At 55.9% G+C, this 23,746-nt stretch carries 24 protein-coding genes; 10 read left to right on the top strand and 14 right to left on the bottom strand.

The features are described from left to right. Position 1: 1 nt before the first annotated feature. From ACO6VX_RS06465 to sctW, 7 genes are read right to left on the bottom strand one after another with little or no spacing between them, the layout of a single operon-like run. Entirely contained in the window at positions 2-1,045 is a 1,044-nt protein-coding gene (locus ACO6VX_RS06465; protein ID WP_033771567.1) for a FliM/FliN family flagellar motor switch protein, read from the bottom strand. Beyond that, positions 1,042-1,581, bottom strand: coding sequence for a type III secretion system HrpP C-terminal domain-containing protein (locus ACO6VX_RS06460; RefSeq protein ID WP_010669974.1), 540 nt, complete (start codon positions 1,579-1,581; stop codon positions 1,042-1,044). The genes ACO6VX_RS06465 and ACO6VX_RS06460 overlap by 4 nt, the downstream gene beginning before the upstream one ends. Then, a complete protein-coding gene (locus tag ACO6VX_RS06455) occupies positions 1,578-2,042 on the bottom strand; it encodes a type III secretion protein (RefSeq protein WP_422457940.1) in 465 nt (154 codons plus the stop codon). The genes ACO6VX_RS06460 and ACO6VX_RS06455 overlap by 4 nt, the downstream gene beginning before the upstream one ends. Then, positions 2,020-3,378: a type III secretion system ATPase SctN gene (sctN, locus tag ACO6VX_RS06450; RefSeq protein ID WP_274605036.1), complete on the bottom strand. Its 1,359-nt coding sequence runs from the start codon at positions 3,376-3,378 to the stop codon at positions 2,020-2,022. The genes ACO6VX_RS06455 and sctN overlap by 23 nt, the downstream gene beginning before the upstream one ends. After that, complete coding sequence (locus ACO6VX_RS06445; RefSeq protein ID WP_422457939.1) at positions 3,378-4,244, bottom strand: FHA domain-containing protein; 867 nt, start codon at positions 4,242-4,244, stop codon at positions 3,378-3,380. Before ACO6VX_RS06445 ends, sctN begins: the two co-directional genes overlap by 1 nt. 2 nt (positions 4,245-4,246) lie before the next feature. Beyond that, on the bottom strand, positions 4,247-6,370 hold the full coding sequence (gene sctV / locus ACO6VX_RS06440) for a type III secretion system export apparatus subunit SctV (protein ID WP_033771569.1): 2,124 nt from the start codon (positions 6,368-6,370) through the stop codon (positions 4,247-4,249). A gap of 10 nt (positions 6,371-6,380) precedes the next feature. Beyond that, on the bottom strand, positions 6,381-7,523 hold the full coding sequence (sctW, locus tag ACO6VX_RS06435) for a type III secretion system gatekeeper subunit SctW (RefSeq protein WP_010669978.1): 1,143 nt from the start codon (positions 7,521-7,523) through the stop codon (positions 6,381-6,383). 275 nt (positions 7,524-7,798) lie between these two features. Here sctW and ACO6VX_RS06430 point away from each other — a divergent pair, with 275 nt between their 5' ends. The 3 genes from ACO6VX_RS06430 (at position 7,799) to ACO6VX_RS06420 (ending at position 10,584) form a co-directional block, all read left to right on the top strand. Beyond that, the gene (locus tag ACO6VX_RS06430; RefSeq protein WP_010245893.1) at positions 7,799-8,344 is read left to right on the top strand and encodes an RNA polymerase sigma factor; all 546 of its coding nucleotides are present in this window, start codon (positions 7,799-7,801) and stop codon (positions 8,342-8,344) included. A gap of 66 nt (positions 8,345-8,410) precedes the next feature. Beyond that, complete coding sequence (locus ACO6VX_RS06425; protein WP_335569990.1) at positions 8,411-9,946, top strand: PAS domain S-box protein; 1,536 nt, start codon at positions 8,411-8,413, stop codon at positions 9,944-9,946. After that, positions 9,943-10,584 (top strand): response regulator, encoded by a 642-nt coding sequence (locus ACO6VX_RS06420; protein ID WP_010245888.1) that lies wholly within the window; start codon positions 9,943-9,945, stop codon positions 10,582-10,584. Before ACO6VX_RS06425 ends, ACO6VX_RS06420 begins: the two co-directional genes overlap by 4 nt. A 196-nt stretch (positions 10,585-10,780) precedes the next feature. On the opposite strand, the gene ychF is transcribed toward ACO6VX_RS06420, so the two are convergent. Both ychF and pth read right to left on the bottom strand, forming a co-directional pair. Then, positions 10,781-11,872 carry a redox-regulated ATPase YchF gene (gene ychF, locus ACO6VX_RS06415; protein ID WP_010245885.1) on the bottom strand — a complete coding sequence of 364 codons (1,092 nt, stop codon included), beginning with the start codon at positions 11,870-11,872 and terminating at the stop codon, positions 10,781-10,783. Positions 11,873-11,980: 108 nt separating this feature from the next. Continuing rightward, on the bottom strand, positions 11,981-12,568 hold the full coding sequence (gene pth / locus ACO6VX_RS06410) for an aminoacyl-tRNA hydrolase (protein WP_010245882.1): 588 nt from the start codon (positions 12,566-12,568) through the stop codon (positions 11,981-11,983). Positions 12,569-12,823: 255 nt separating this feature from the next. On the opposite strand from pth, the gene ychH reads away from it, so the two are divergent. Continuing rightward, the gene (gene ychH / locus ACO6VX_RS06405) at positions 12,824-13,099 is read left to right on the top strand and encodes a stress-induced protein YchH (RefSeq protein WP_010245880.1); all 276 of its coding nucleotides are present in this window, start codon (positions 12,824-12,826) and stop codon (positions 13,097-13,099) included. On the opposite strand, the gene ACO6VX_RS06400 is transcribed toward ychH, so the two are convergent. The 4 genes from ACO6VX_RS06400 to lolB form a co-directional block, all read right to left on the bottom strand. Next, positions 13,096-14,247 carry a GGDEF domain-containing protein gene (locus tag ACO6VX_RS06400; protein WP_346556232.1) on the bottom strand — a complete coding sequence of 384 codons (1,152 nt, stop codon included), beginning with the start codon at positions 14,245-14,247 and terminating at the stop codon, positions 13,096-13,098. The two genes, ychH and ACO6VX_RS06400, sit on opposite strands and share 4 nt — an antisense overlap. 214 nt (positions 14,248-14,461) lie before the next feature. Next, positions 14,462-15,409 (bottom strand): ribose-phosphate diphosphokinase, encoded by a 948-nt coding sequence (prs, locus tag ACO6VX_RS06395; RefSeq protein WP_422457935.1) that lies wholly within the window; start codon positions 15,407-15,409, stop codon positions 14,462-14,464. A 136-nt stretch (positions 15,410-15,545) separates the two neighbouring features. Next, positions 15,546-16,403 (bottom strand): 4-(cytidine 5'-diphospho)-2-C-methyl-D-erythritol kinase, encoded by an 858-nt coding sequence (ispE, locus tag ACO6VX_RS06390; RefSeq protein WP_033757424.1) that lies wholly within the window; start codon positions 16,401-16,403, stop codon positions 15,546-15,548. Next, positions 16,400-17,023 (bottom strand): lipoprotein insertase outer membrane protein LolB, encoded by a 624-nt coding sequence (lolB, locus tag ACO6VX_RS06385; protein ID WP_010669984.1) that lies wholly within the window; start codon positions 17,021-17,023, stop codon positions 16,400-16,402. Before lolB ends, ispE begins: the two co-directional genes overlap by 4 nt. 216 nt (positions 17,024-17,239) lie before the next feature. Here lolB and hemA point away from each other — a divergent pair, with 216 nt between their 5' ends. The 6 genes from hemA to kdsA are packed head-to-tail and all read left to right on the top strand — an operon-like array spanning position 17,240 to position 22,561. Next, positions 17,240-18,496 (top strand): glutamyl-tRNA reductase, encoded by a 1,257-nt coding sequence (gene hemA, locus ACO6VX_RS06380; RefSeq protein WP_010669985.1) that lies wholly within the window; start codon positions 17,240-17,242, stop codon positions 18,494-18,496. Between the two features lie 42 nt (positions 18,497-18,538). Then, positions 18,539-19,621 carry a peptide chain release factor 1 gene (gene prfA / locus ACO6VX_RS06375; protein ID WP_010245863.1) on the top strand — a complete coding sequence of 361 codons (1,083 nt, stop codon included), beginning with the start codon at positions 18,539-18,541 and terminating at the stop codon, positions 19,619-19,621. Continuing rightward, the gene (gene prmC / locus ACO6VX_RS06370) at positions 19,621-20,454 is read left to right on the top strand and encodes a peptide chain release factor N(5)-glutamine methyltransferase (RefSeq protein WP_346556231.1); all 834 of its coding nucleotides are present in this window, start codon (positions 19,621-19,623) and stop codon (positions 20,452-20,454) included. Before prfA ends, prmC begins: the two co-directional genes overlap by 1 nt. 23 nt (positions 20,455-20,477) lie before the next feature. After that, complete coding sequence (locus ACO6VX_RS06365; protein WP_022625782.1) at positions 20,478-20,870, top strand: SirB2 family protein; 393 nt, start codon at positions 20,478-20,480, stop codon at positions 20,868-20,870. Between the two features lies 1 nt (position 20,871). Further along, positions 20,872-21,681, top strand: coding sequence for an invasion regulator SirB1 (gene sirB1 / locus ACO6VX_RS06360; RefSeq protein ID WP_010669988.1), 810 nt, complete (start codon positions 20,872-20,874; stop codon positions 21,679-21,681). Between the two features lie 25 nt (positions 21,682-21,706). Then, the gene (kdsA, locus tag ACO6VX_RS06355) at positions 21,707-22,561 is read left to right on the top strand and encodes a 3-deoxy-8-phosphooctulonate synthase (protein ID WP_010669989.1); all 855 of its coding nucleotides are present in this window, start codon (positions 21,707-21,709) and stop codon (positions 22,559-22,561) included. 59 nt (positions 22,562-22,620) lie between these two features. Here kdsA and chaA read toward each other — a convergent pair whose 3' ends face one another. Further along, positions 22,621-23,712 (bottom strand): sodium-potassium/proton antiporter ChaA, encoded by a 1,092-nt coding sequence (chaA, locus tag ACO6VX_RS06350; protein ID WP_010669990.1) that lies wholly within the window; start codon positions 23,710-23,712, stop codon positions 22,621-22,623. Positions 23,713-23,746 lie beyond the last annotated feature (34 nt).

Here is a 23,746-nt window from a genome sequence, read left to right as displayed (position 1 = left end):
ATCACCTGTTCACATCCCCGACGCTCGCCACGCCCGGCAGCATGTGAGTAATCTGCAACCCCAGACGTCCTTCGACATCGACCAGTTCGCCTTTCGCCAGCGGAAACTCGCCGTGACATAGCAGTGCTTCACCGGGCACGACGTTTTCGACCGTGACCGTCGAGCCAACATCCAGACGATTTAACTCACCCAGGGTAAGTCTGAGATGGCCGCAGCGCACGGTCAGGGCCAGCGGCAGCGCATCAAAAGGTGATGCCACAGGCGCCGTTGTTTCAGTCAGGCCTTCATCCGCTTGAGGTGTATCGGCAGGCAGATTATCTTCGGGGGTCACATTCATGTAACTATTCTCCAGACGGGTAATAAGAAAACGGGCAGGATGCCCCTCCCCGAACAGCAATTCGCCCTTAAGGTGCAATTGCGCAAGGCGAAGCTCGCCGCGACCGGTCGGGAAAAAATACGAGGTAGCAGGGAAAATCACATCACCGGGGCGAAGTGTGCGTAACTGCGAGGGAGCAAACGACACCGCACCCAGTTCTATCGGCAGCGATAACGGCAGGGCGCTGCAAAGCGGTGCAGGGAGCGGAGCCCAGCCAGGCTGGTTTAACAACGCCGCCAATGTGGCGGGGGCAAGATATAACTGACTTTGCGCCTGCGCCTCACCGATCGTGACGCTAATCGCAAGCCACATCCCCTCAACCGGTGCGCAGAGCGCGTCCTGCGGCGTCAGGTCGCCAAATAGCGCGCGCAATGCCGGGCTGAGATGCTGGTTAAAGAGCGGCCAGTACCAGTCAGCGCACGCCCCGGGTTCTGGCAGCAGCGGGCAAGTGGAAAACAGACTCAGCAGCGCTTCGCTCTCCGCCAGAGATAACCCTCCCGCCTTGCATGAGAAGCTCTGCGTCGGTGGCCGCTCGCCGGGGGGGGCGAGCCGCAGCTGAAGCTCACCCGCTTCGCCTGCAAGGGTAAAAGGATAGCCAAGGCCGTGGCCGATACGCTGGCGCAGGCTGGCTTCTTCGCGCGGCAGAGTGCGCAGGGATAAGGGTTTCATTCCCGGCCTCCGCGCTGCTCAAAACGCAGGCGCACAGCGCAGGCCATCCGGCGGCGCAGGGACTCCCGGCAGCGTTCCTGATGGGCGGCCATCATCGTCATGGCAGGTGGCGCAAAACGCAGGCTGATATCCCAGCCCGCGGCAAAAGGACTCAGGCGGGCATCCACTTCGCCTAAAAGGGGCAGCAGTAGCGTCATCGATATCGGGCCAGCAGGCTGCTTTTCTGCCATGGCGCACAGGGGGGGCTCCAGTTGTTGCCAGGCCCTGGCCGGAGAAGCGGGAGCCACATGCTCATGGGATAACTGTGACCCAAAAGAGGGGGAGCCTTCCCAGGGTATGATAAGCGGTTGCGGCAGTTCGCTGGGGGTGAGCAACAGCGCGTCGAACAGCGAACCCTCTTCGCGAAACGGCTCGGCGCGGGATTTACGCTCGGATGTCGCGACGTCTGAAGGTCCGGTCTGCGGCGAACGGCGCTGCACCTCCGGCCGTGCAGGCGGCGCTGGATTATTTTGCGGGGGGTGGGGTAAGGCTGTCATCGTAATGCCTCGCTGTGCGCCATCAGATATTCCAGTTTTTCCACATCGCGCAGACGCGCCTGTGTTTGCTGCTGTGTGTGCTGCACCTGTTGTTGCTGCATAACCTGCTGTGCGCGGCACTGTTGCAGCTGATTACGCTGTCCACTCACCGCGTCGCTGGCCTGGCGCTCCCGGGCCAATCCCCCGACCAGATGCTCCTGTTTTTGCAGCCCCGACTGGTGGTGTCCGGCAAAGCTATCGCGCAGCTGCTGATAATGCTGTAGTGCGGCTTCAAGCTGGTGTTCCGCCTCGGCTGACTGACGTTGCGCTTCGCACAGCGCCTGCTCCGCTTGCCGTTGCAACCGTTCGCAGCGGCGTAAGCGCTGGCGGCGAATTGGCAGCAGCAGAGAGAAGGCCTGCTGCAATTCAGCGCTGCCCTCATCAGTCGTGATGTCGTGATCAGGTAGCGGATGACGGCGCATGCTGGCTTACCTCCGCTAAGTAATGCAGTGTGTCGTCATATCCGCAGGGCGCGTGCATCGCCTGTTGCAGATAGCCATTTATCGCCTCCTGAGCCGATACTGCCGCATCGGTCATGGCATCATGTCCCGGCTGGTATTCTCCCAGGCGGATTAACATTTCTACCTGCTGCCAGGCGGACATCATGCGGCGCAGCTGCGTGGCGTCGCGGCTATGCTCGCGAGTCGCAACGTTGCTCATGGTTCGGCTCAGGCTTGCCAGCACATCAATAGCCGGGTAGTGACCGCGCTCCGCCAGACGACGGGTCAGCACAATGTGGCCATCAATCAGGGATCTCACTTCGTCCGCGACCGGATCGTTCATTGAATCGGCTTCAATCAGCACGGAATAGAGGGCGGTGATGGCCCCCCGTGAGGTCTGTCCTGCGCGCTCCAGCAGGGTGGGTAATAAGGTATAAACCGAAGGCGGCAGCCCGCCGCGACCCGGTGGCTCGCCCAGCGCGAGGCCGATTTCACGCTGGGCGCGGGCAAAGCGGGTCAGGGAGTCGAGGATCAACAGCACGTTCTTACCCTTATCGCGCCAGGCTTCGGCGATGGCAGTGGCAGTAAAAGCGGCCCTGGCGCGTTCCATACTGCTGCGATCGGAGGTGGCGCAGACGAGCACCGTACGGCTGCGCAGCGCCTCATCCAGTTCGTGGTCGAGAAACTCACGCAATTCGCGCCCACGCTCGCCAATCAAACCAAAGACAATGACATCGCAGGGCGTATTACGGGCAATCTCTGCCAGCAGGGTGGTTTTCCCGCAGCCCGCGCCGGCAAAAATCCCCACCCGCTGTCCCACGCCGAGGGTCAGCGGACCATCAATGGCGCGAATGCCGGTCGGCAGCGGCGTATCGATGCGCGGACGATCGGTGGGTGCCGGGGCATCGCCCAGTACGCCCACCGCATCATCCACCGTACCGGGCAGGGCGAACGCGCCAGGCTGGCCTGCATCCAGTGGACGGCCAAAGCCGTCAAGTACCGTGCCGAGCAGGGCGTCCGACACCACAATACTGTGCGGCAGACGCAGCGGAACCACGCGCGCGCCCCGAGCAATGCCGTCGAGCTGGCCAAGGGCGGAAAGCAGTGTGTGCTGCGGGTTAAAGCCGACCACCTCTGCCAGCACGCTTTGCCCGTCATCCCGGGCGATCTGGCAGAGATCGCCAATCCGCGCCTCGGGCAGGCTGCTTTCGAGCAATATCCCGCTGATCCCGGTAATGCGACCAAAGCTTTCGACCGGCGAAAAGCAGGTCAGCCGCCGCCGCTGCTGCTGATACCACTGCTCCAGTGTCATCGTCATTACCAGCTCACCTTAATGTTATCGCGCCCGTTGAACTCGATCTGGTTACTGGTAATCGCCACCAGCCGCAGGTTGTCGACTTCATCGCCGATAAACAGACGCTGCCCATCATCAGTGACAATATTGGCGCGGCTACCGGTGGTGATTTGCACAATGCGAAACGGCAGTCTGACCTTCAGCAGCCTGACCTGGTTTTCCAGCGGGATATCGCTGGTGTACGTTGCGTTAAAGCGCTCCAGCATTCGTTTATAGATTTGCATCTGTGGCTTACTGAGGCGGCCTGTAAGACGCACTCGCTGATTATGCATGTCCACTTTCACGAGGCTTGCCAGATCGCGTTCGCGCAACATTTTCTGTAACGGAGCCTGCAATTCTGCGGGAGTACTCAGTGGCCGGGAGGAGGTGACCTGAGTCTGGGCTACGGTGGGCTGCAAAACCCAGCTCATTACTGTCAGGGTGAGCAGCAACATCAGGCTCCAGACCAGCGTGCGGATGCTGCGGGTGAATATCCCTTTACGGGCAGCGACCGGGGGTATGGCCTCATTCGGCGTTTCAGCAGATTCTTCTGGCATAGAAGGGGTGGCAGGCGGCATACAGGCGGCCCACGGCGTGTCGATACGCGCGACGCAGAGCCAGACGTCAGCGACCTGAAAAGGTTCTTCACTATTAATGGCATAGGCTTCCCCGCCGTGCGGTTGTGCCAGCCACCGGGTCTCTTCCCGGCGCAGCTCGCACTGGCGGGCAGCAACGCGAGCATCGCTAAGCATCAGATCGGCCTCATCGGCGTGGCCAATCAGCCATTTATCACCGAAGAGGGGTAACGCGGCGCCTAAATGCAGGCCAGACAGCACGCGCAGTTCGAACATGGTTAACTCTCCCACGTGGTAAGTGAGTAAGCGGCCGGATCGAGCTCTATACGCCCCAGCACATTTACTGCGAGATTGGGTTGCAGCTCTGCAAACGAGAGCACCGGCACATAGTGGAACTCTTCCTGAATAAGCCCGCGCATCGGGCTGCGCAAATCCTGGGCGACCAGCAGCACCGCGCTTTCCGGGGTGTCAACCGGGAATGCGTTGGCGATGAGCGGGAGAATGGCGCTGATCTGCTCATGGGTTAGCGCAAAGAACAGATCGTTTTGCGTCTGACGAAGCGAGTCACGCAACTGTTCTTCCAGTTCCGGTGTCAGCAGCCAGACATGCAGGCCGTCCGGACGGGCATACTGGTAACAGAGATGATTTTTTAACGAGATGCGCACCTGGTCGGTCAGCAGCCAGATGTCGCGCTCATGCTGCCCATGCTCGATCAGCGCTTCGGCAATTGCCCGAACCGATCGCAGCGGAATGCGTTCTGAAACCAGTTTTTGCAGGACGCTGGAGAAACGTGAGAGGGGCATCACGCGCTGTAACTCCTGCGACAGCTCCGGCTGCTCTGATTCCAGCCAGCTCACCAGCGCGCGGGTTTCCTGCAGACCAATAAAATGCGGGCTGCTGGCGTGAATAGCGTTCTCCATGCGCTTTACCAGGATTTCGCGCGCCGTCCAGCGCTCGACCTCTTCGTTTTGCAGCAGCGGATGATCCGCCGCCAGCCAGATAAGATCGCCTTCCTGACGCTGCTCGTCGCCCTCTGCCACGCTTTCCCTGTCGGTTGACGCGATCTCGTCCAGCCAGCGGCGTTTCACCGCCCGATGCGACACGTTAAATGTCCCTTTTACTTTCGGGATTTCATAAACCGAGAAGCGAAACTCATCCTCCGTCTGCTGGTCGAGAAACTCGATATCGAACGCTGGCAGGGTAAAGCCGAAGTGGTAAACGATACGGTTACGCAGGCGGCGAATATCCTGCACCAGCTCCAGCATCTCCGGATGGCCGCGCCATGAGGACGAGAAATTGATCAGATAAGGTCGTGTTGGGTTGAACTGACGTAAATCCTCCTTGCCGTTCAGCTCAGGGGGAATGACCTCATTTTCCATTTGCGGCTGCGCAAGGCTCAGGGTCTTTCTGACACGCCAGATCTGAAAACCGCCGCTAATCATCGTCAGCGCGGCCAGAAGCAAAAAAATTGCCGTTGGCATACCTGGCAGCAGGGCAAAGCCCACCATCCCCATTGAGGAGAGCAGCCAGGCTTTCGGCTGGCTGGTTAACTGCTCGGCAATCTCGCGGCCGATATTATTGTCAGCCGTCTGCTCATTGTCGGACGAGACGCGGGTAATCAGCATCCCGGCGGTCAGCGAGATCAGCAGCGCAGGGATCTGTGCAATCAGTCCGTCACCGATGGTCAGAATCGAGTAGATATGCATCGCTTCGCCAGCAGGCATGCCCAGCTGCAGCACGCCAATACTGATGCCGCCAATCAGGTTAATCACGACAATCACCAGCCCGGCGATAGCGTCACCTTTAACAAACTTCATCGCGCCATCCATCGCCCCGAATAACTGACTCTCTTTTGCCAGTTCATTACGCCGGTTTCTGGCCTGTACCCCATCAATCAGTCCGGCGCGCAGATCGCTGTCGATGGACATCTGCTTACCTGGCATTGCATCAAGGGTAAAACGCGCAGCCACTTCGGCTACCCTTTCGGAACCTTTGGTAATGACCAGGAAGTTCACCACGGTCAGGATCAGGAACATCACCATCCCTACCGCAAGGTTGCCGCCCACCACAAAGTTACCGAAAGCCGCCACCACATGGCCCGCATCCTGCTGAATTAAGATCTGGCGGGTGGTGGAGATAGAGAGTGCCAGGCGGAACATGGTGGTGAGCAGCAGCACGGCGGGAAAGGTTGAGAACGCCAGCGGCTTAGGCAGATACATGGCCAGCACGACCAGCAGAGATGACAGGCAGATATTCACCGCTATCAGCGCATCAATTAATGGCAGCGGTAAGGGAATAATAAGCATAAACACCAGCGCCATGGCAAAAGCCGCACCGACCACTTCGGAGCGTTGCATGGCGCTGATCGCGATTCGATTCAATATCTGAAACAGGGTATTCATCTTTGTTGCCTCACGACGCAGCGTTCCGGTTGCGGCGTTGCTGTTGCTGCTCAGTTTTAGTGACGTCCGTAATCATGCCGCGCAGCAGTTTTAACGCGTTGTCACGATTTTCCTGAGCGGGCCACAGCGAGGCTGGCACGCCGTGCAGGAGCGGAAAAAGCGAACTAAAAAAGAGCGGCAGATGTTGCCTGTTCTGGCCGACAATCTCGTCTGCCAGCCCGGTAAAATCACTCTGATAAGCGCCGTTATGGCTGATTTGCAACATCCGGCGTGCCAGAGTCAGGCTGTTCATGGCAACACTGGGCAGTTTGCTGCGCATACGCTGCAAAAAGGCAGTGCTGTCGCTCAGCGTCTGGCTTATCCCGGCAGCATCGCGCAGTCCGCGGTGGATACGTCCGAGGGTAATAACGCTGATTGAGGGGGCAAGTGCGGCGATATCATCCGCCAGCGCGCGCTGCAGAGTACGCAGCGTCGGGATCAGATTACGCGAGCCGATCAGCTCCAGCAGCATATCCAGCATCCTGGTTGCGGACTGATGGTGGACGATGCCGTCGTAATAGAGGTTGCGCAACGACTGTTTACGCTGCGGATCGCGGGTATACCCGGCGATGGCTGACGCCGTGTTGTTGCCTGCACGAATGGTCTGGCCGTGGGTTTGCTGTAGCTTATCCAGTTGGGCCCCGGCCAGCCCGGCCAGTTCCCCGTCGCCTTTATCCTGTGCCTGTTCGCCGATCACACGCAGTAGCAGGGCGGTGCGCGCCGGATCGCCGCCGGTCTTTTCCAGAAGTGTGTCGCTATCCGGCGGCGGATTCTGGCGCAGGGCGGCACGTAGCCACGCCATCTGCTCCAGCGTTTGTTGTTCATCGCCGCCGTCGAGTAGGGAAAATAGTGCATTCAGCTCTCCGACTTTGCTGAGCGCATGCTTGCCACGCTGCTGGTTCCGTGACGCATTACGGCGGTCCTGCGCCTTTTGCCTGCGTTCCATCTTTTCACTGAACGCGGCGCCCATTTCTTCCATCGCGTCATTCAGTGACGTTTCCCGCGCGCGGACATTATCCGGCACGTCGTTTTTACCTGCTGTCTGTGGCGTGTTTTTATGCAGAGCTTTTAGCGAGTGCGCCAGCGCCGGTATCGCATGTTGTATTTTGAGCATCGCCAGCCATCCTCAATGGTTATTACTCTCTTTCTGTGTCAAATAACGCTTACCGGTTCCGAAAAAAGCGGTAAAAAAAAGTGGAAATAATTTCATCCGGAAATCAGTGCAATTTTTTGCATTATTCATCGATAAGGAAGGGTAAAAACTGTCTCAGATAATTCTGTATGGAGAATTAATTGTTTTCATAAACAGCAGCTTATTTGTTGAGCAGCAGATGGCATATCTCTTGCTATGTAACGAAATCAATTGCTACTAATGAGAGAGATAAGAAAATGATTAATTCAACGCTCGTATCCGCTGTCGCAGAGTCACCCTTAGCAATTAACGTAAACTGGGATGAGATCTTCGTTACGCATAATAAGAAGCTGTTAAATTTCATTCGAAAACGTATTGCCAGCCATGAAGATGCTGATGACATCCTGCAAATGACCTGTCTGGAAGTGTTGTGTAATCGCCATAAGTTTCGCGGCGCATCCCGTCCGGAAACGTGGGTATTTGGCATCGCAGTTAATTTGATTCGCAACTACTACAAATCAAAACAGATCCACTATCTGTTTGATAATCTTAATGATGAAGTTATCGCCGATCTGCTGCTGGATAATGATCCCAGCGATCTGACGGAAAACAGGCAATTACTGAGTCATACGCTGGCATCCCTCGAAATTTTACCGAAAGACGTCAGGGTGATGCTGTCTATCCTTGTGGAGGAGGAGGGCAGCTATCAGGATATCGCTCAGCAGTTAGAAATCCCGGTAGGCACCGTGCGCTCTCGGCTCTCACGCGCGCGGGAAACATTAAAGGGGAGAATTTACGCCTGAATATGGGCCTGCGAAAAATGGCAATTTAACTGCTAAGCTTATCAGCTCGTTAATATTTAGCGGGTTATGACTATCATGCCGTCGGAACGTTATTCTCTGCGGCTTGATAAATCCGTGGAGGGAATAATGCTTTTACAGGGTGTATCTGACCAGAATGACAATGACAAAACTACTATCACCGGTTTATCAAATATTGCCTTAAACAAAATTCATGATGCGATATATTTGATAGACAGCCAGCTGCATATCAAATATGTCAATGAAAAGGCCTGCCAGTTGACGGGATATTCCCGCGAGGCATTTTCGCAGCTCAGCTTTGACATCATTGATAAAGAGCTGCGCGACAATGATGTTTTTGCCCTGTGGTGGAAACTCAGTACCCGCCCTGAAGGGATACAATTCACTTCACATCATACCGGCCGGCATAACGTTTTTCCCGTAGAAGTGAGTTGTAGCGGATATCACCAGGATGGTGAGCTGCATATCTTATGCATTGTGCGCGATATGCATGAAATTCGCCGGCAAAAAGAGCAGCAGCAACTTCGGGAAAAACAGCTGCATCAGGTAGTGGAAAATTCTCCCGACCTCATTTTACGGTTTGATTTGCAGACCCGTTGCCTCTATGCCAACCTGGCGGTCCGCAGCTGGTTTAATCTTAGCGAAAACGATATCAGTCGGGTGCCGCTGACTGAAAGCGTGCAGCGCGGGGGGATTGGACTGAGCCTGTTTAAGCTGGTCTCACGCACGATGGTTGATGAGAAAGTGGCCGAAGATGAGCTGGTGGTAAAGCATCAGGGTGATAAACGTACCCTGCATGTGCGCTGCGTGCCGGAATATGATTTACAGGGCGAGCTGGTTAGCGTGCTGGCGGTTGGGCGCGATATCACCGCAATCCGCAAGACCGAAGAGGAGTTGCGGCAGTTAACTCATAATCTCGAGCGGGCGCGGGAAGCGGAAAAAAAACAGCTGGCGCGTGATATTCATGACGAGCTGGGCCAGCATTTAACCGCTCTGCGTACAGGGTTGTCGCTGCTGGCGATGCGTAAAGATCAGCCTGTCGATGCGCAGCAGGCAAAAATTCAGCAGCTGATGGTGCATCTGGACAGCACGATTCAGGTGGTACGGGATGTCTCGACCCGCCTGCGGCCTAACGTTCTCAATCTTGGTTTAATTCCGGCGCTGGAATGGTTGCGCGATCAGTTTATAAAAAACAATGGAATCCGCTGCATTTTACTGGCACCTGATGAACATACCGTGGTGCTGGATGAAGCAACGCTGACGGCGGCGTTTCGCGTGGTACAGGAGTCTCTCACCAATGTCGTCCGCCATGCCAGAGCCAGCAATGTTTATATCTTCGTCAAACTCACGCCGGATGCGCTGCTCATCGAAGTTGTCGATAACGGTAAAGGTTTTCATCTGAATCGAGTGAAGAAAGGGACATGTGGGCTGCACGGCATCAGGGAGCGAGGACGCATGCTAAATGGAGAAGCGACCATCGATAGTACACCTGGTAAAGGGACCCGGGTTAAACTGAAATTCCCCCTCTCTGTAAGCGCTAAATCAGTCGCATCCTGTCCGAAAACCGGGAGTATTAACCGATGAGTAAATGCATACGTCTGATGATTGCCGACGATCATGCCATTATGCGCGAGGGCCTGAAGCAAATTTTTGCTCTTGATGACAATATCGACGTGGTATGCGAAGCATCGGATAGCGGCCAGGTGCTGGAGCGCCTGCGTCAGCACGAAGTCGATCTGCTGCTGCTCGATATTTCGATGCCTGGCATGAGCGGAGAAGATCTGATTACCCGCCTGATGCCTCTCTATCCCCGGCTGCGCATTCTGGTATTGAGTATGTACAACGAACCGCAAATTACCCGGCGGGTGTTAAATAATGGTGCGCTGGGCTATATCACCAAAGACAAGTCGCCGGATGTTTTACTCAAAGCGATTCGCACCGTGGCGCAGGGATCACGCTATATCGATCACGATCTGGCACAGGAGATTATCTTCTCCGACTACCAGAGCAATAATCGTGCGCCTCATGAGAGCCTGACGATGCGCGAACGGCAAATCATGATCATGCTGGCCCACGGGGAGTCGATTAATGCGATAGCCGATGCGCTCTCCATCAGTAATAAAACCGTCAGCACCTATAAATCACGCATGATGAAGCGAATGAAATTTACCAATAATGCCCATATTGTGAAATATTCCCTGCAGCATAACCTGGTGCAATAATGTCGTAAGGCTCCGCCTGATAAGCCTCGGGCGGGGTCGATCTGAAAGTGTTTTGCAGCACGGCTAATGGGAAGGACGTGTCCGCCTGAATTTTACCCCCGACCGCATAATGAAAAATCCACGCCATGGCGTGGATTTTAGGGAGTCTGTCAGACTTCATGGTTTTGATGGAACCCCATAAGACAACAATCTTTAATCAGACGTTAAACAGGAAGTTCATCACATCGCCATCTTTCACGATGTACTCTTTACCTTCTGAACGCATCTTGCCGGCTTCTTTAGCACCTTGCTCGCCTTTATAAGCGATGAAATCTTCAAACGCAATGGTCTGGGCGCGGATAAAGCCTTTCTCGAAGTCAGTGTGGATTTTACCGGCTGCCTGTGGAGCTGTCGCGCCAACCGGGATGGTCCAGGCACGTACTTCTTTCACGCCAGCGGTGAAATAGGTCTGCAGGTTCAGCAGGGAGTAACCGGCGCGGATAACGCGGTTCAGGCCTGGCTCTTCCAGTCCCAGCTCTGCCATGAACTCGTCACGGTCTTCATCTTCCAGCTCGGCGATATCCGACTCAACGGCGGCGCACACGGGCACCACGACTGAACCTTCCGCTTCGGCGATAGCGCGCACCTGATCCAGGTACGGGTTGTTCTCGAAACCATCTTCATTGACGTTAGCAATGTACATAGTGGGTTTCAGGGTCAGGAAGCTCAGATAGCGGATTGCCGCTTTGTCGTCCTCATCCAGATTCAGTGAACGCAGCATGCCCGCTTCAGAAAGATGCGGCAGGCACTTCTCCAGCGCAGCCAGCTCGGCTTTGGCATCTTTGTCGCCGCCTTTGGCTTTCTTCTGCACACGCTGAATCGCACGTTCACAGGTTTCAAGATCGGAAAGCGCCAGCTCAGTGTTGATCACGTCAATATCTTCAGCCGGGTTAACTTTGCCCGCAACGTGGATGATGTTGTCGTTTTCAAAGCAGCGCACTACGTGGCCGATCGCTTCGGTTTCGCGGATGTTGGTCAGGAACTGGTTGCCCAGACCTTCACCTTTCGACGCGCCTTTTACCAGACCGGCGATATCGACGAATTCCATGGTAGTCGGCACCACGCGCTGCGGCTTAACAATCTCAGAAAGCTGGTCGAGACGCAGGTCAGGCATCGGCACCACGCCCGTGTTTGGCTCAATGGTGCAGAAGGGGAAGTTAGCCGCTTCGATGCCCGCTTTAGTCAGCGCGTTAAACAGAGTGGATTTACCGACGTTCGGCAGGCCCACGATACCGCATTTGAATCCCATGGTTTGATACCCTTTATAACTGGATGGACAGTGCGCACGAAGGCGGACTGTCGGAGACGAATTGAAAAATTTCGCGCATTATACACGGAATCACGACGATTCGGGCGTTTAAGCAGGCTTGAAGGCGTGCAGCCGGTTCATCGCCTTGATACGATCCTCTTTCAGCCACAGTTCGGTGCAGCGCGCCGCCTCATCAATGGCATCATCAATCAGCTTCTGCTCACTGGCGGGCGGCTTGCCCAGCACAAATCCGGTCACCTTGTTGCGATCGCCGGGATGTCCGATACCGATGCGCAGCCGATGGAAATTGTTGTTGTTGCCCAGTTTGCTGATGATATCTTTCAGCCCGTTATGGCCGCCATGCCCGCCGCCCTGCTTGAACTTCGCCACGCCGGGTGGCAGATCGAGTTCATCATGTGCTACCAGGATCTCTTCTGGCGCGATGCGATAAAAGGTCGCCATCGCCGCCACGGCTTTCCCGCTCAGGTTCATAAAGGTGGTCGGCACCAGCAGGCGCACATCCTCTCCGGCTATCGCCAGGCGGGCGGTATAGCCGTAGAATTTGCCTTCCTCTTTCAGTGACTGATTGTGGCGCTCAGCCAGTAAATCCAGATACCAGGCACCCGCATTGTGGCGCGTGGCGGCATATTCAGCGCCTGGATTGGCAAGGCCCACAATCAGTTTAATGCTGCTCACAATGATTATCCTGCTGTTATCGCGAAAAGGCGTTAGTTTACTTCGCCACGAGCGAGATGACAAAGTACAAGCATCGAAATGGTTCAGGACAGTGATTAATCATTTTCTATCTAAATCAACAGACTGCAATCAGGGCCAGTTAATTATTTATGGCTGATGTGTGATCCACTCCGCAACGTTATCTTCACCCATTGCCTAAGCTTATGGCACTTAACATTGTGTGCGGTTATTGACTCATATGGATGGAGGTGCAGCATGAAACATCAACACTGCCGCGTAGCGGGTAACAGCTTGATGGTACTGGGATTAGTCACAATGGTGCTGGGCGTGGGTTTCTCAATTATGAACCAGCTTCCCTCGCTTGATCTGCCAGATGCACTGGCGCAGGGCGCAATCTTAGGCATCTTTGTTGGTGCAATGATGTGGCTGGTCGGGGCGGGTCTGAGTGGTCGTGAAAAGGTTGAAGATCGTTATTACTGGCATCGTCACTATGATAAACGTTGTCGCCGGTCGCACAATTCTCACCATTAACTGATGGCAGCAGTGACCGGATGCTGCGCGATGCGGTTCCGGCCGCTGGCCTTGGCGTGATAGAGCGCTTTATCCGCCAGTGCGAGTAAATCGTCAAAACCCTGCTGCTGATGTGTGACCGTGGCAAACCCAATGCTGACCGAATAGGCAATTGAATTGGGTTGTGACGCACAGACCTCCCGCCGAATTGTCTCGCACCATGCTTCTGCATCTGTTGCGGCCGCCGGAATTATCGCCGCAAACTCCTCTCCGCCCAGTCGCGCAAAACGCCCCTCAGCCGGTATCAGCCCTCTGACAATGTCGCAAAAGTGAATCAATATCAGGTCGCCCTGTTGATGGCCATACCGATCGTTAATGCTCTTAAAATGATCCAGATCGAACAGTATCGCGCTAAACGGCCGGTTCTGTCGGCGGCATCGCGCCACAATCTTCTCTGCTTCATTAAATAAAGCACGACGATTCCAGACGCTGGTCAAAGGATCGTGCATCGAGGCATGTTTTAAGACTGACTGCATCTGTTCATTCACCATGGCCAGGATAGTAAATGTCAGACCGATGACAAACAGAATCGATTCCAGGATGACGTAAATCGAGAAGTTTGATCCGCCAATGGCGCCAGGCAGCGTGCTGGGAATCGCGCTGTCCAGAAACAGGCGAGCCAGGTGAAACAGCAGATGGATCCACAGCAGCAACTGCGCAGGCCAGAAGGTCACCTTTAGCGTGGCACGCGCCAGCCAGACCAGCTGGATCAGTGCGGCGGTATAGGCGATGCAGGCGATGCAGAGCACCAGCACCCGTTTGGGTAAGCTGTAATAGAATGCCGGGAAACAGCAGAGGAGTGCCCAGAGCAGGGCGCCCAATAGCCAGTGAGTGCCGATGGGCTTGCCGCAGAAGCGCCGGAACGCATTTAACAATCCGCCGTAAGCCAGCATCACTAAAACGTTACCCACTGCAACGGGCAGGAAATGCAGGCCACTGCTGCGCAGGCTACTTAAGAATACCGCAATCAGGGTAAAAACCAGCGACAGGCAGGTGAAGCCGAGAACGCGATCATACTGCGATCCGATCCAGGCAAAAAACATGATGATGCTCAGAAACCCCAGCACATAAAGCTCGCAGACAAATAACGTATAGATATCGAGGCTCATGGCGGTCAGGGTTCTTATGAAAAGTGCGCTGCAAATTACCACTTAACGGCACAGGGCAGAAGCGGGGAACGCGGCGTTTTATCAAAAGAGTGGGTGGCGTTGAAAATAGGCGATTTTGGGGAAATTTATCGCGAAAATATCAGAAAAAGAAGCGCGTTAATCGGGCGCCCGGCAGGCATAAAAAAACCGGGCACAGGGCCCGGTTCCGCAAAGATTAATGCTCGAACATTGCCGAGATTGACTCTTCGTTACTGATGCGGCGAATGGCTTCGGCCAGCATGCCAGATAAGGTCAGCGTGCGCACATTCGGCAGTGACTTAATCTCCAGAGAGAGTGGGATGGTATCGCAGACGATTACCTGGTCGAGCACAGATTTACGCAGGTTTTCAACCGCATTGCCGGAGAAGATCGGGTGGGTCGCGTAAGCAAATACGCGTTTAGCACCACGCTCTTTCAGCGCTTCAGCCGCTTTGCACAGCGTGCCGCCGGTGTCGATCATGTCGTCGACCAGCACGCAGTCGCGGCCAGCAACGTCACCAATGATGTGCATCACCTGAGAAACGTTCGCGCGAGGGCGGCGTTTATCGATGATGGCCATATCGGTGTCGTTCAGCAGTTTAGCGATAGCACGGGCACGTACTACGCCACCAATATCGGGAGAAACAACAATCGGGTTTTCCAGACCGATCTGCATCATATCTTCCAGCAGGATCGGACTGCCAAATACGTTATCAACCGGGACGTCGAAGAAGCCCTGGATCTGCTCGGCGTGCAGGTCAACCGTCAGAACACGGTCAACACCGACGCTGGAAAGGAAGTCTGCCACTACTTTAGCGGTGATAGGTACACGCGCGGAACGCACGCGGCGATCCTGACGGGCATAACCAAAGTAGGGGATGACTGCGGTAATACGACCAGCAGAAGCACGACGCAGCGCGTCGACCATCACAACCAGTTCCATCAGATTATCGTTGGTGGGGGCACAGGTGGACTGGATGATGAAAATATCACCACCGCGTACATTTTCGTTGATCTGTACGCTCACTTCACCATCACTGAAACGTCCTACAGCGGCGTCTCCCAGGCTGGTGTAAAGGCGGTTGGCAATACGTTGTGCTAGTTCCGGGGTGGCGTTACCAGCAAATAGCTTCATATCAGGCACGAGAAGAACCTCAGGCTTTGCGTCCAGAGAATGAACGGCATGACTGTAACCGGCGCGTACGGTCATGTGCGTTCACACGGGTGTGTTGATGCGAAACGTGCAGTGTCCGGAACGTGGTGACACTGTCACGCATTCGCTAATCGCCTCGCAGGGTACGCTGTAGCGGCGAAACATTTACGCCCCGGGCTACAAATGCGCGTACCCCATTCGGGGCAAGCTCCAGCACCTGGCGGGCAGCAGACTCGGTGTCGAATTCAGCAAACACACAAGCGCCCGTGCCAGTCAGGCGTGACGGCGCGTATTCTAGCAGCCAGGAAACAAGCTCATCAACCTCACGAAAACGTTTTCTTACCACTGCTTCACAATCATTGGTGAAGGGTGATGCTAAAAGCGTCGATAAACTGCGCGATGGAGTATCTCGCGTCAGTTCGGGGTCGTTGAATACTACTGGGGTGCTGATATTCACGCCGGGATGGGCGACAAGATACCACTTTTCTTCCGGCTCTGCGGGATGAAGTTGTTCACCCACCCCCTGGGCGAAGGCCGCGAAGCCCTGGACAAACACCGGCACATCCGCGCCCAGCTTCACGCCCATCGCCGCCAGCTCATCCGGCGTGAAGCCGGTTTGCCACAGATGATTCAGCGCCACCAGCACGGTTGCCGCATCAGAGGAGCCGCCACCGAGACCGCCACCCATGGGCAGGTTTTTCTCAACGGCAATCTGCGCGCCCGCGTGAGCGGACAGGCGATTGTTATCCTGCGCCGCCTGTTTCAGCATGTTTGCGGCGCGGACAATCAGGTTATCCGCATCCGCAACGCCTGCCACGGGCGTTAACAGTGTAATCGAGCCGCTTTGATTGACGGTAATCTGCAGCTGGTCACCGTAATCAAGAAACTGAAACAGCGTCTGCAGGTTGTGATAGCCGTCGGGACGACGGCCGGTGATGTAGAGAAAAAGATTCAGTTTTGCCGGGGCAGGCCAGTGGGTGATCATTGAACGGTCCAGCCGTCCATACGCAGTTTAATCCGCTGGTCACCCTCTTTCAGCTCCAGGCTCGAAGGCAGCGGCGGGGTGACTTTGCTGTCGTAGCCCGCAATAGAGACCTGCCAGTTCTGACCGTCGCGGCTGTAGTTCAGGCTGCTCAGCTGATAGCTCTCATTGAGCTGATAGTCGGTGGCATCGCCTGGCAGACCCATCATCCACTGGCGCAGATTCGCCAGCGGAATGTTCATGCCGGTCAGCTGCGAAATCATTTTCTGCGCATCGTTGCTGACGTAACGCTTGCCTTTGTTATCGACGATCTGTACCACCGAGCCCTGCGCATCCAGCTGCAGTTCGGTGCTGCCCAGCGGATTGGTCAGCAGCAGGCGATAGCGATCGGGCGCGGTCTGCTGCCAGTTAAAGCGGGCATAGACTTTCTGCTTGTCAGAAAGATAGGCAAAGGCGCCGCGGGTCTGATAGTGCGTGACCTTTGAGACCGCCTGCTGATGCTGTTGCCACTGTGGCGCGGTAACGCTGGGGCCCGGGCCTTGCGGTTTGTTGACGCTACAGGCTGCCAGCAGCACGCTGGCAAGGGGCAAAAGGCGCAACAGATTGCGTGGTGAATTAAGCATCAAGTGGTCATCTCCTCGGACACATTTATTATTCGTAACGGATAACGCTAACCGTCCCGGTTTTAACCGTCAATGCTGTTATGCAGCAAATTGAGCACGATCGGGTTAATCTTATTACAGTCATAGCCTTTGTATGGCTTTTCTTGATCTGCCGCATCTTGTAGAATGCGCCTCACAAAACCCTGACATTATTGGGACATCCCAACCAAAACCGCTATGACGCTGCTCGCTCTCGGAATCAATCACAAGACAGCCCCCATTGCTCTGCGCGAACGCGTCTCGTTCGGGCCGGAGACGCTTGAGCAGGCGTTAAACAGCCTGTTATCACAGCCAATGGTGCAGAGCGGCGTGGTGTTGTCCACCTGTAACCGGACTGAACTCTACCTGAGTGTAGAGCAGCAGGCCGACTTACAGGCGCGTCTGGTGAGCTGGTTATGCAATTATCATCAGCTGGATGAAGAGGATGTGCGAAACAGCCTCTACTGGCATCAGGATAACGAGGCGGTCAGCCATCTGATGCGCGTCGCCAGCGGACTCGACTCACTGGTGCTGGGCGAACCGCAGATCCTCGGTCAGGTGAAAAAAGCCTTTGCCGACTCCTCACGCGGTCAGGCGCTGAGCAGTGAACTGGAACGCATGTTCCAGAAAACCTTCTCGGTTGCCAAACGCGTACGTACGGAAACCGATATCGGCGCCAACGCGGTGTCGGTGGCGTTTGCCGCCTGTACGCTGGCCCGTCAGATCTTCGAATCGCTCTCCTCCGTCAATGTCTTGCTGGTTGGCGCAGGTGAGACCATTGAGCTGGTGGCGCGTCATCTGCGTGAACATCAGGTCAAAAATCTGATCATCGCCAACCGTACCCGCGAACGCGCCGAAACGCTGGCGTCGGAAGTGGGTGCAGAGGTGATCACCCTGGCGGAGATCGACGCCCGTCTGGCAGAAGCCGACATTATTATCTCGTCAACCTCCAGTCCGCTACCGATTATCGGTAAGGGGATGATGGAGCGCGCGCTGAAAGCGCGACGTAACAAGCCAATGCTGCTGGTCGATATTGCGGTTCCGCGCGACGTAGAGCCGGAAGTGGGCGACCTGCCTAACGCCTATCTCTACAGCGTGGATGACCTGCAGGCGATCATCGAGCAGAACCTGGCGCAGCGCAAAGCGGCCGCGGTTCAGGCCGAAAGCATCGTAGTTCAGGAAAGCAGCGAATTCATGGCGTGGCTGCGCTCACAGGGCGCGGTGAATACGATCCGTGAATATCGTTCTCAGGCGGAAGAGATCCGCGCTGAGCTGGAAGGCCGTGCGCTGCAGGCGCTGCAGCAGGGTGCCGATCCGCAGAAAGTCATGCAGGAACTGGCGCACAAGCTGACCAACCGTTTAATACACGCTCCAACCAAATCACTTCAGCAGGCCGCCCGCGACGGCGATAATGAACGCCTGCAGATTTTACGCGACAGCCTGGGTCTCGATTAGGCACACCGCTGTCGCCACCTGTTACGGGAATCCCACATTTAAATGAAAACCTCTATAGTTGCCAAACTGGAAGCCCTGCAGGAGCGCCACGAAGAAGTGGAAGCGATGCTGGGCGATGCAGGCGTGATCGCCGATCAGGAGCGTTTCCGTGCGCTGTCACGCGAATATGCTCAGCTGACCGATGTGACCCGTTGCTTCCGCGACTGGCAGCAGGTGCAGGAAGATATCGAAACCGCGCAGCAGATGCTCGACGATCCTGAAATGCGTGACATGGCGCAGGAAGAGTTACAGGAAGCGCGTGAGAAGAGTGACGTGCTGGAGCAGCAGTTGCAGGTTCTGTTGCTGCCGAAAGATCCGGATGATGAGCGCGCCTGTTTTATCGAAGTGCGCGCCGGAACCGGCGGCGATGAAGCGGCGATTTTCGCCGGCGATCTCTTCCGCATGTACAGCCGCTATGCCGAAGCGCGTCGCTGGCGCGTGGAGATCATCAGCGCCAACGAAGGCGAGCATGGCGGTTACAAAGAAGTGATTGCCCGCGTCACCGGCGAAGGTGCCTATGGACGCCTGAAGTTTGAGTCAGGCGGCCATCGCGTGCAGCGCGTGCCGGAGACCGAATCCCAGGGCCGCATTCACACCTCAGCCTGTACCGTTGCCGTGATGCCGGAAATCCCGGAAGCGGAACTGCCGGAAATCAATGCGGGCGATCTGAAGATCGATACTTTCCGCTCATCCGGCGCAGGCGGTCAGCACGTTAACACCACCGACTCTGCTATTCGTATTACCCACCTGCCAACCGGTATCGTGGTGGAGTGTCAGGACGAACGTTCACAGCATAAAAACAAAGCCAAAGCGCTGGCGGTGCTGGGCTCGCGTATTCACGCTGCAGAGATGGCCCGCCGTCACGCCGCCGAAGCCAGTACCCGACGCAACCTGCTGGGCAGCGGCGATCGTTCTGACCGTAACCGCACCTACAACTTCCCGCAGGGCCGCGTGACCGATCACCGTATCAACCTGACCATCTACCGTCTGGATGAAGTGATGGAAGGGAAACTCGACAGCCTGATTGAGCCGATTGTTCAGGAGTACCAGGCCGATCAGCTGGCGGCGCTGGCTGGTCAGGATTAATGGATATTCGTCACTGGCTGAAACAGGCGGTCGCCACGCTGTGCGGTGGTGACAGTCCGAAGCGTGACGCAGAGATCCTGTTAGGTTTTGTGACCGGCAAACCACGCAGCTGGTTAATCGCCTTTGATGAAACGGTGCTCAGCGATGAGCAGCTGACGCAGCTGGATAGCCTGCTGGCGCGTCGCGCCCGCGGTGAGCCGGTGGCGCATCTGGTGGGCGAACGCGAGTTCTGGTCGCTGCCATTGCGCGTCAATGACGCCACGCTGATCCCGCGCCCGGATACCGAACTGCTGGTTGAACAGGCGCTGGCGCATCTGCCCCCGACACCGGCAACCATTCTGGACATGGGCACCGGCACCGGAGCGATTGCGCTGGCGCTGGCCAGCGAGCGTCCCGATTGTCAGGTCACCGGCGTGGATCGCATTGAAGCCGCCGTTGAGCTGGCAAACAGTAATGCGCAGCAGCTCAGCCTCACCAACACCACCTTTCTGCTCAGTCACTGGTTCCAGGCGCTGACGCCACAGCGCTTTACCCTCATTGTCAGCAACCCACCCTACATAGATGCCAGCGATGTTCATCTGGAGCAGGGCGATGTGCGCTTTGAACCGCGCAGCGCGCTGGTGGCGGATGAAGCGGGACTGGCGGATCTGCGTACGCTGATCGAGCAGGCACCCACGTGGCTGCTGCCGGGTGGCTGGCTGCTGCTGGAACATGGCTGGCAGCAGGGCGAGGCGGTGGCCACGCTGATGCGGCAAAAAGGCTATCACGCCGTGGAAACCGTCGATGATTACGGTGGCAATCCGCGTGTGACCTTAGGCCAGTTCCCTTCATAAAAGCGCTTTGAAAAGGATTCATGATGTTCGCCTTTTATCCCCTGATTAAAAATCTGCACATCTTAACGGTGGTGCTTACCGTGACGCTGTTCCTGCTGCGGTTTTACTGGCTGCGCCGTGGATCGGCAATGATGACGAAACGCTGGGTGCGCATCCTGCCGCACGCTAACGACACCCTGTTACTGGTGACCGGCGTCTCGCTGGTGATGATTACCCACTTCTATCCCTTTACACCGCAAGGAAGCTGGCTGACGGAGAAGCTTTTAGCGGTTATCATCTACATCGCCTTAGGATTTGTGGCATTGAGTCGCCGTCCACGCACTGATCGCACCCGCTGGATCGCTTTTCTGGTAGCGTTAATCGCCCTGGTGGCCATCATTAAGCTGGCGCTGACCAAAATGCCGTTATGGGGATAGCATGACCTCGACCGAACAATTAGATTTCAGCCAGACACCGCTGTGTGAAGCGGTGATTGGTGCCACGCTTGCCATCCGCGCCGATTTCCCGGCGTTGTCGGTGGAAGCACAACTTGCGGCGTTAGTCGCCGAAGCACGTGACTATGTCAGCCATACTGAAGATGCTGACATGCAGCTCGAAAAGCTGCTGGAACTGTTCTATCGCCAGTGGGGATTTTGCGGTGCCAGTGGCGTCTACAATCTTTCTGATGCCCTCTGGATCGACAATGTGCTGAAGACCCGTCGGGGCACGGCGGTGTCACTCGGCGTTATCCTGCTGCACATCGCCGCCGAGCTGGAACTGCCGCTGATGCCGGTGATCTTCCCGACGCAGCTGATTCTGCGCGCCGACTGGATTGATGGCGATAAGTGGATGATCAACCCGTTTAATGGCGAAACGCTTGACCGGCACACGCTGGAAGTGTGGCTCAAAGGCAATATCAGCCCGACAGCGCGTCTGTATGACGACGATCTCGACGAAGCCAAAACCGTCACGGTGATGCGCAAGATGCTCGACACGCTGAAAGCGGCGTTGATGGAAGAGAAGAAGATGGAGCTGGCGCTGAACGTCAGTCAGGTGCTGTTGCGTATCGATCCTGACGATCCCTACGAAATCCGCGATCGCGGTTTGATCTACGCGCAGCTGGAGTGCGAACATATCGCCCTGAATGATTTAACGTACTTCGTTGAGCAGTGTCCTGAAGACCCGGTCAGCGAAATGATCAAAGTTCAGATTCACGCAATCGAACAAAAACAGGTCACGCTGCACTAAGCGGACCCACTGAAAAGGAAAGGGCATGACACAGAAAGTCGTGAGTATTGGCGATATCAAAGTCGCAAACGATCTGCCATTTGTACTGTTTGGCGGGATGAACGTACTGGAGTCGCGCGACCTGGCGATGCGCATCTGCGAACACTACGTTACCGTCACCAGTAAACTTGGTATTCCTTACGTATTCAAAGCGTCATTTGATAAAGCGAACCGCTCCTCTATTCACTCCTATCGTGGCCCAGGCCTGGAAGAGGGGATGAAGATTTTCCAGGAGCTGAAGCAGGCTTTCGGCGTCAAAATTATCACCGATGTGCATGAAGCGTCCCAGGCGCAGCCGGTCTCTGAAGTGGTTGATGTGATCCAACTGCCCGCGTTCCTGGCGCGTCAGACTGACCTGGTTGAAGCGATGGCGAAAACCGGCGCGGTCATTAACGTCAAGAAGCCCCAGTTCGTCAGCCCGGGTCAGATGGGCAACATCGTTGATAAGTTCGCTGAAGGCGGCAACGAGCAGGTCATCCTGTGCGATCGCGGCAGCAATTTCGGCTACGACAATCTGGTTGTCGACATGCTCGGCTTTAACGTGATGAAGAAAGTCACCAAAAACAGCCCGGTGATTTTCGATGTCACCCATGCGCTGCAGACGCGCGATCCGTTTGGCGCGGCATCAGGCGGTCGTCGTGCTCAGGTGGCTGAGCTGGCGCGAGCCGGTATGGCGGTCGGCATTGCCGGTCTGTTTATCGAAGCGCACCCGGATCCTGAACACGCCCTGTGTGACGGCCCATCTGCGTTGCCGCTGGATAAGCTGGAGCCATTCCTGGTGCAGATGAAAGCGATTGACGATCTGGTGAAAAGCTTCCCGGAACTCGATACCAGCAAATAAGTTTGCTGCAAAAAAAGAGCGATTAATCGCTCTTTTTTTTCGCCTGAAGACGGGTGACGTTACAGCATGATGGTCATCAGATAACCGATAAACAACGCCAGATGCGCGGCACCATTCAGTACGTTTGTACGTCCGGTCGAGAAGGAGAGCTGACAGAGAATCAGCGACGCCATCATAATCACCATCTGCGGCGGCTCCAGACCAAATATCAGCTCCTGTCCGGTCAGGGTGGCGATAATGGTTACCGCCGGTACCGTGAGTGAGATGGTCGCCAGCACTGAACCAAAGAAGAGGTTCATGGCGCGCTGCACCTGATTCATCAGCACGGCCCTGATCGCCCCCAGGCCTTCCGGTGAGAGGATCAGCAGGGCCACCAGAAAACCGGTAAACTGTGCCGGTGCATTCAGATCCGTCAGCAGGCTTTCCAGCGTATTAGCATTCATCTTGGTCACGGCAATGACCGCAATCAGATGCACGATCAGCCAGCTGGTATGCCAGAAGCTGCTGTGGGCAGACGGTTTGCCATGATGCGGGTCGCCATCATCGCTCTCATCTTCATGCTCATAGACAAACAGGCTCTGGTGGGTTTTGGTCTGAATCAGCAGGAACACGCCATACATCGCCGCTGAAATCGCCGCGATCAGCAGTGCCTGAGTGACAGAGAAATTACCGCCCGGCAGTGCGTTGGGAAACACCAGCACCAGAATCGCCAGGGGAAAGATAGCGATCAGATATTGCTTCACGCCCGCCAGATTCACGTATTGTGTCGCAAACTTATTACCGCCCAGCAGCAGCGCAAAGCCAACCAGTCCACCGGTTACAATCATCACGATCGAATAGAGCGTATCGCGCATCAGCCCGGGTGCAGCATCGCCGGTCGCCATCAGCGCCGAGATCAGGCTCACTTCCAGAATCACCACGGACAAACTCAGGATCAGAGAGCCATAGGGCTCGCCCAGCCGGTGCGCCAGCACGTCGGCATGTCGTACAACGCTAAAGGCGCTGCTCAGAATGGCAACCAGCGCCACTAAGTTGATACCGACTACAATCGGAAATGATGTGGTTGCACCAAAAAAATAGAGTATACCCAGCGTGATAAGGGGAAGTATCAGCGAGAATTCCTTGTGACGTGTTTTTTCATGTGAAGGCATTCACCATCCTCTCTGGTTAATGATTATCCGGACA

The sequence above is a fragment of the Pantoea sp. BJFS-204 genome, assembly GCF_049310725.1.
Lineage (GTDB): Bacteria > Pseudomonadota > Gammaproteobacteria > Enterobacterales > Enterobacteriaceae > Pantoea > Pantoea agglomerans.
This window is presented reverse-complemented; position numbering and strand designations above follow the sequence as displayed.

Excerpts from the sequence above, each read along its gene's own strand:
- ACO6VX_RS06465 (WP_033771567.1), bottom strand. The coding sequence starts at position 1,045 with ATGAAACCCTTATCCCTGCGCACTCTGCCGCGCGAAGAAGCCAGCCTG.
- ACO6VX_RS06460 (WP_010669974.1), bottom strand. The coding sequence starts at position 1,581 with ATGACAGCCTTACCCCACCCCCCGCAAAATAATCCAGCGCCGCCTGCA.
- ACO6VX_RS06455 (WP_422457940.1), bottom strand. The coding sequence starts at position 2,042 with ATGCGCCGTCATCCGCTACCTGATCACGACATCACGACTGATGAGGGC.
- sctN (WP_274605036.1), bottom strand. The coding sequence starts at position 3,378 with ATGACGATGACACTGGAGCAGTGGTATCAGCAGCAGCGGCGGCGGCTG.
- ACO6VX_RS06445 (WP_422457939.1), bottom strand. The coding sequence starts at position 4,244 with ATGTTCGAACTGCGCGTGCTGTCTGGCCTGCATTTAGGCGCCGCGTTA.
- sctV (WP_033771569.1), bottom strand. The coding sequence starts at position 6,370 with ATGAATACCCTGTTTCAGATATTGAATCGAATCGCGATCAGCGCCATG.
- sctW (WP_010669978.1), bottom strand. The coding sequence starts at position 7,523 with ATGCTCAAAATACAACATGCGATACCGGCGCTGGCGCACTCGCTAAAA.
- ACO6VX_RS06430 (WP_010245893.1), top strand. The coding sequence starts at position 7,799 with ATGATTAATTCAACGCTCGTATCCGCTGTCGCAGAGTCACCCTTAGCA.
- ACO6VX_RS06425 (WP_335569990.1), top strand. The coding sequence starts at position 8,411 with ATGACTATCATGCCGTCGGAACGTTATTCTCTGCGGCTTGATAAATCC.
- ACO6VX_RS06420 (WP_010245888.1), top strand. The coding sequence starts at position 9,943 with ATGAGTAAATGCATACGTCTGATGATTGCCGACGATCATGCCATTATG.
- ychF (WP_010245885.1), bottom strand. The coding sequence starts at position 11,872 with ATGGGATTCAAATGCGGTATCGTGGGCCTGCCGAACGTCGGTAAATCC.
- ychH (WP_010245880.1), top strand. The coding sequence starts at position 12,824 with ATGAAACATCAACACTGCCGCGTAGCGGGTAACAGCTTGATGGTACTG.
- ACO6VX_RS06400 (WP_346556232.1), bottom strand. The coding sequence starts at position 14,247 with ATGAGCCTCGATATCTATACGTTATTTGTCTGCGAGCTTTATGTGCTG.
- ispE (WP_033757424.1), bottom strand. The coding sequence starts at position 16,403 with ATGATCACCCACTGGCCTGCCCCGGCAAAACTGAATCTTTTTCTCTAC.
- lolB (WP_010669984.1), bottom strand. The coding sequence starts at position 17,023 with ATGCTTAATTCACCACGCAATCTGTTGCGCCTTTTGCCCCTTGCCAGC.
- hemA (WP_010669985.1), top strand. The coding sequence starts at position 17,240 with ATGACGCTGCTCGCTCTCGGAATCAATCACAAGACAGCCCCCATTGCT.
- prfA (WP_010245863.1), top strand. The coding sequence starts at position 18,539 with ATGAAAACCTCTATAGTTGCCAAACTGGAAGCCCTGCAGGAGCGCCAC.
- prmC (WP_346556231.1), top strand. The coding sequence starts at position 19,621 with ATGGATATTCGTCACTGGCTGAAACAGGCGGTCGCCACGCTGTGCGGT.
- ACO6VX_RS06365 (WP_022625782.1), top strand. The coding sequence starts at position 20,478 with ATGTTCGCCTTTTATCCCCTGATTAAAAATCTGCACATCTTAACGGTG.
- sirB1 (WP_010669988.1), top strand. The coding sequence starts at position 20,872 with ATGACCTCGACCGAACAATTAGATTTCAGCCAGACACCGCTGTGTGAA.
- kdsA (WP_010669989.1), top strand. The coding sequence starts at position 21,707 with ATGACACAGAAAGTCGTGAGTATTGGCGATATCAAAGTCGCAAACGAT.
- chaA (WP_010669990.1), bottom strand. The coding sequence starts at position 23,712 with ATGCCTTCACATGAAAAAACACGTCACAAGGAATTCTCGCTGATACTT.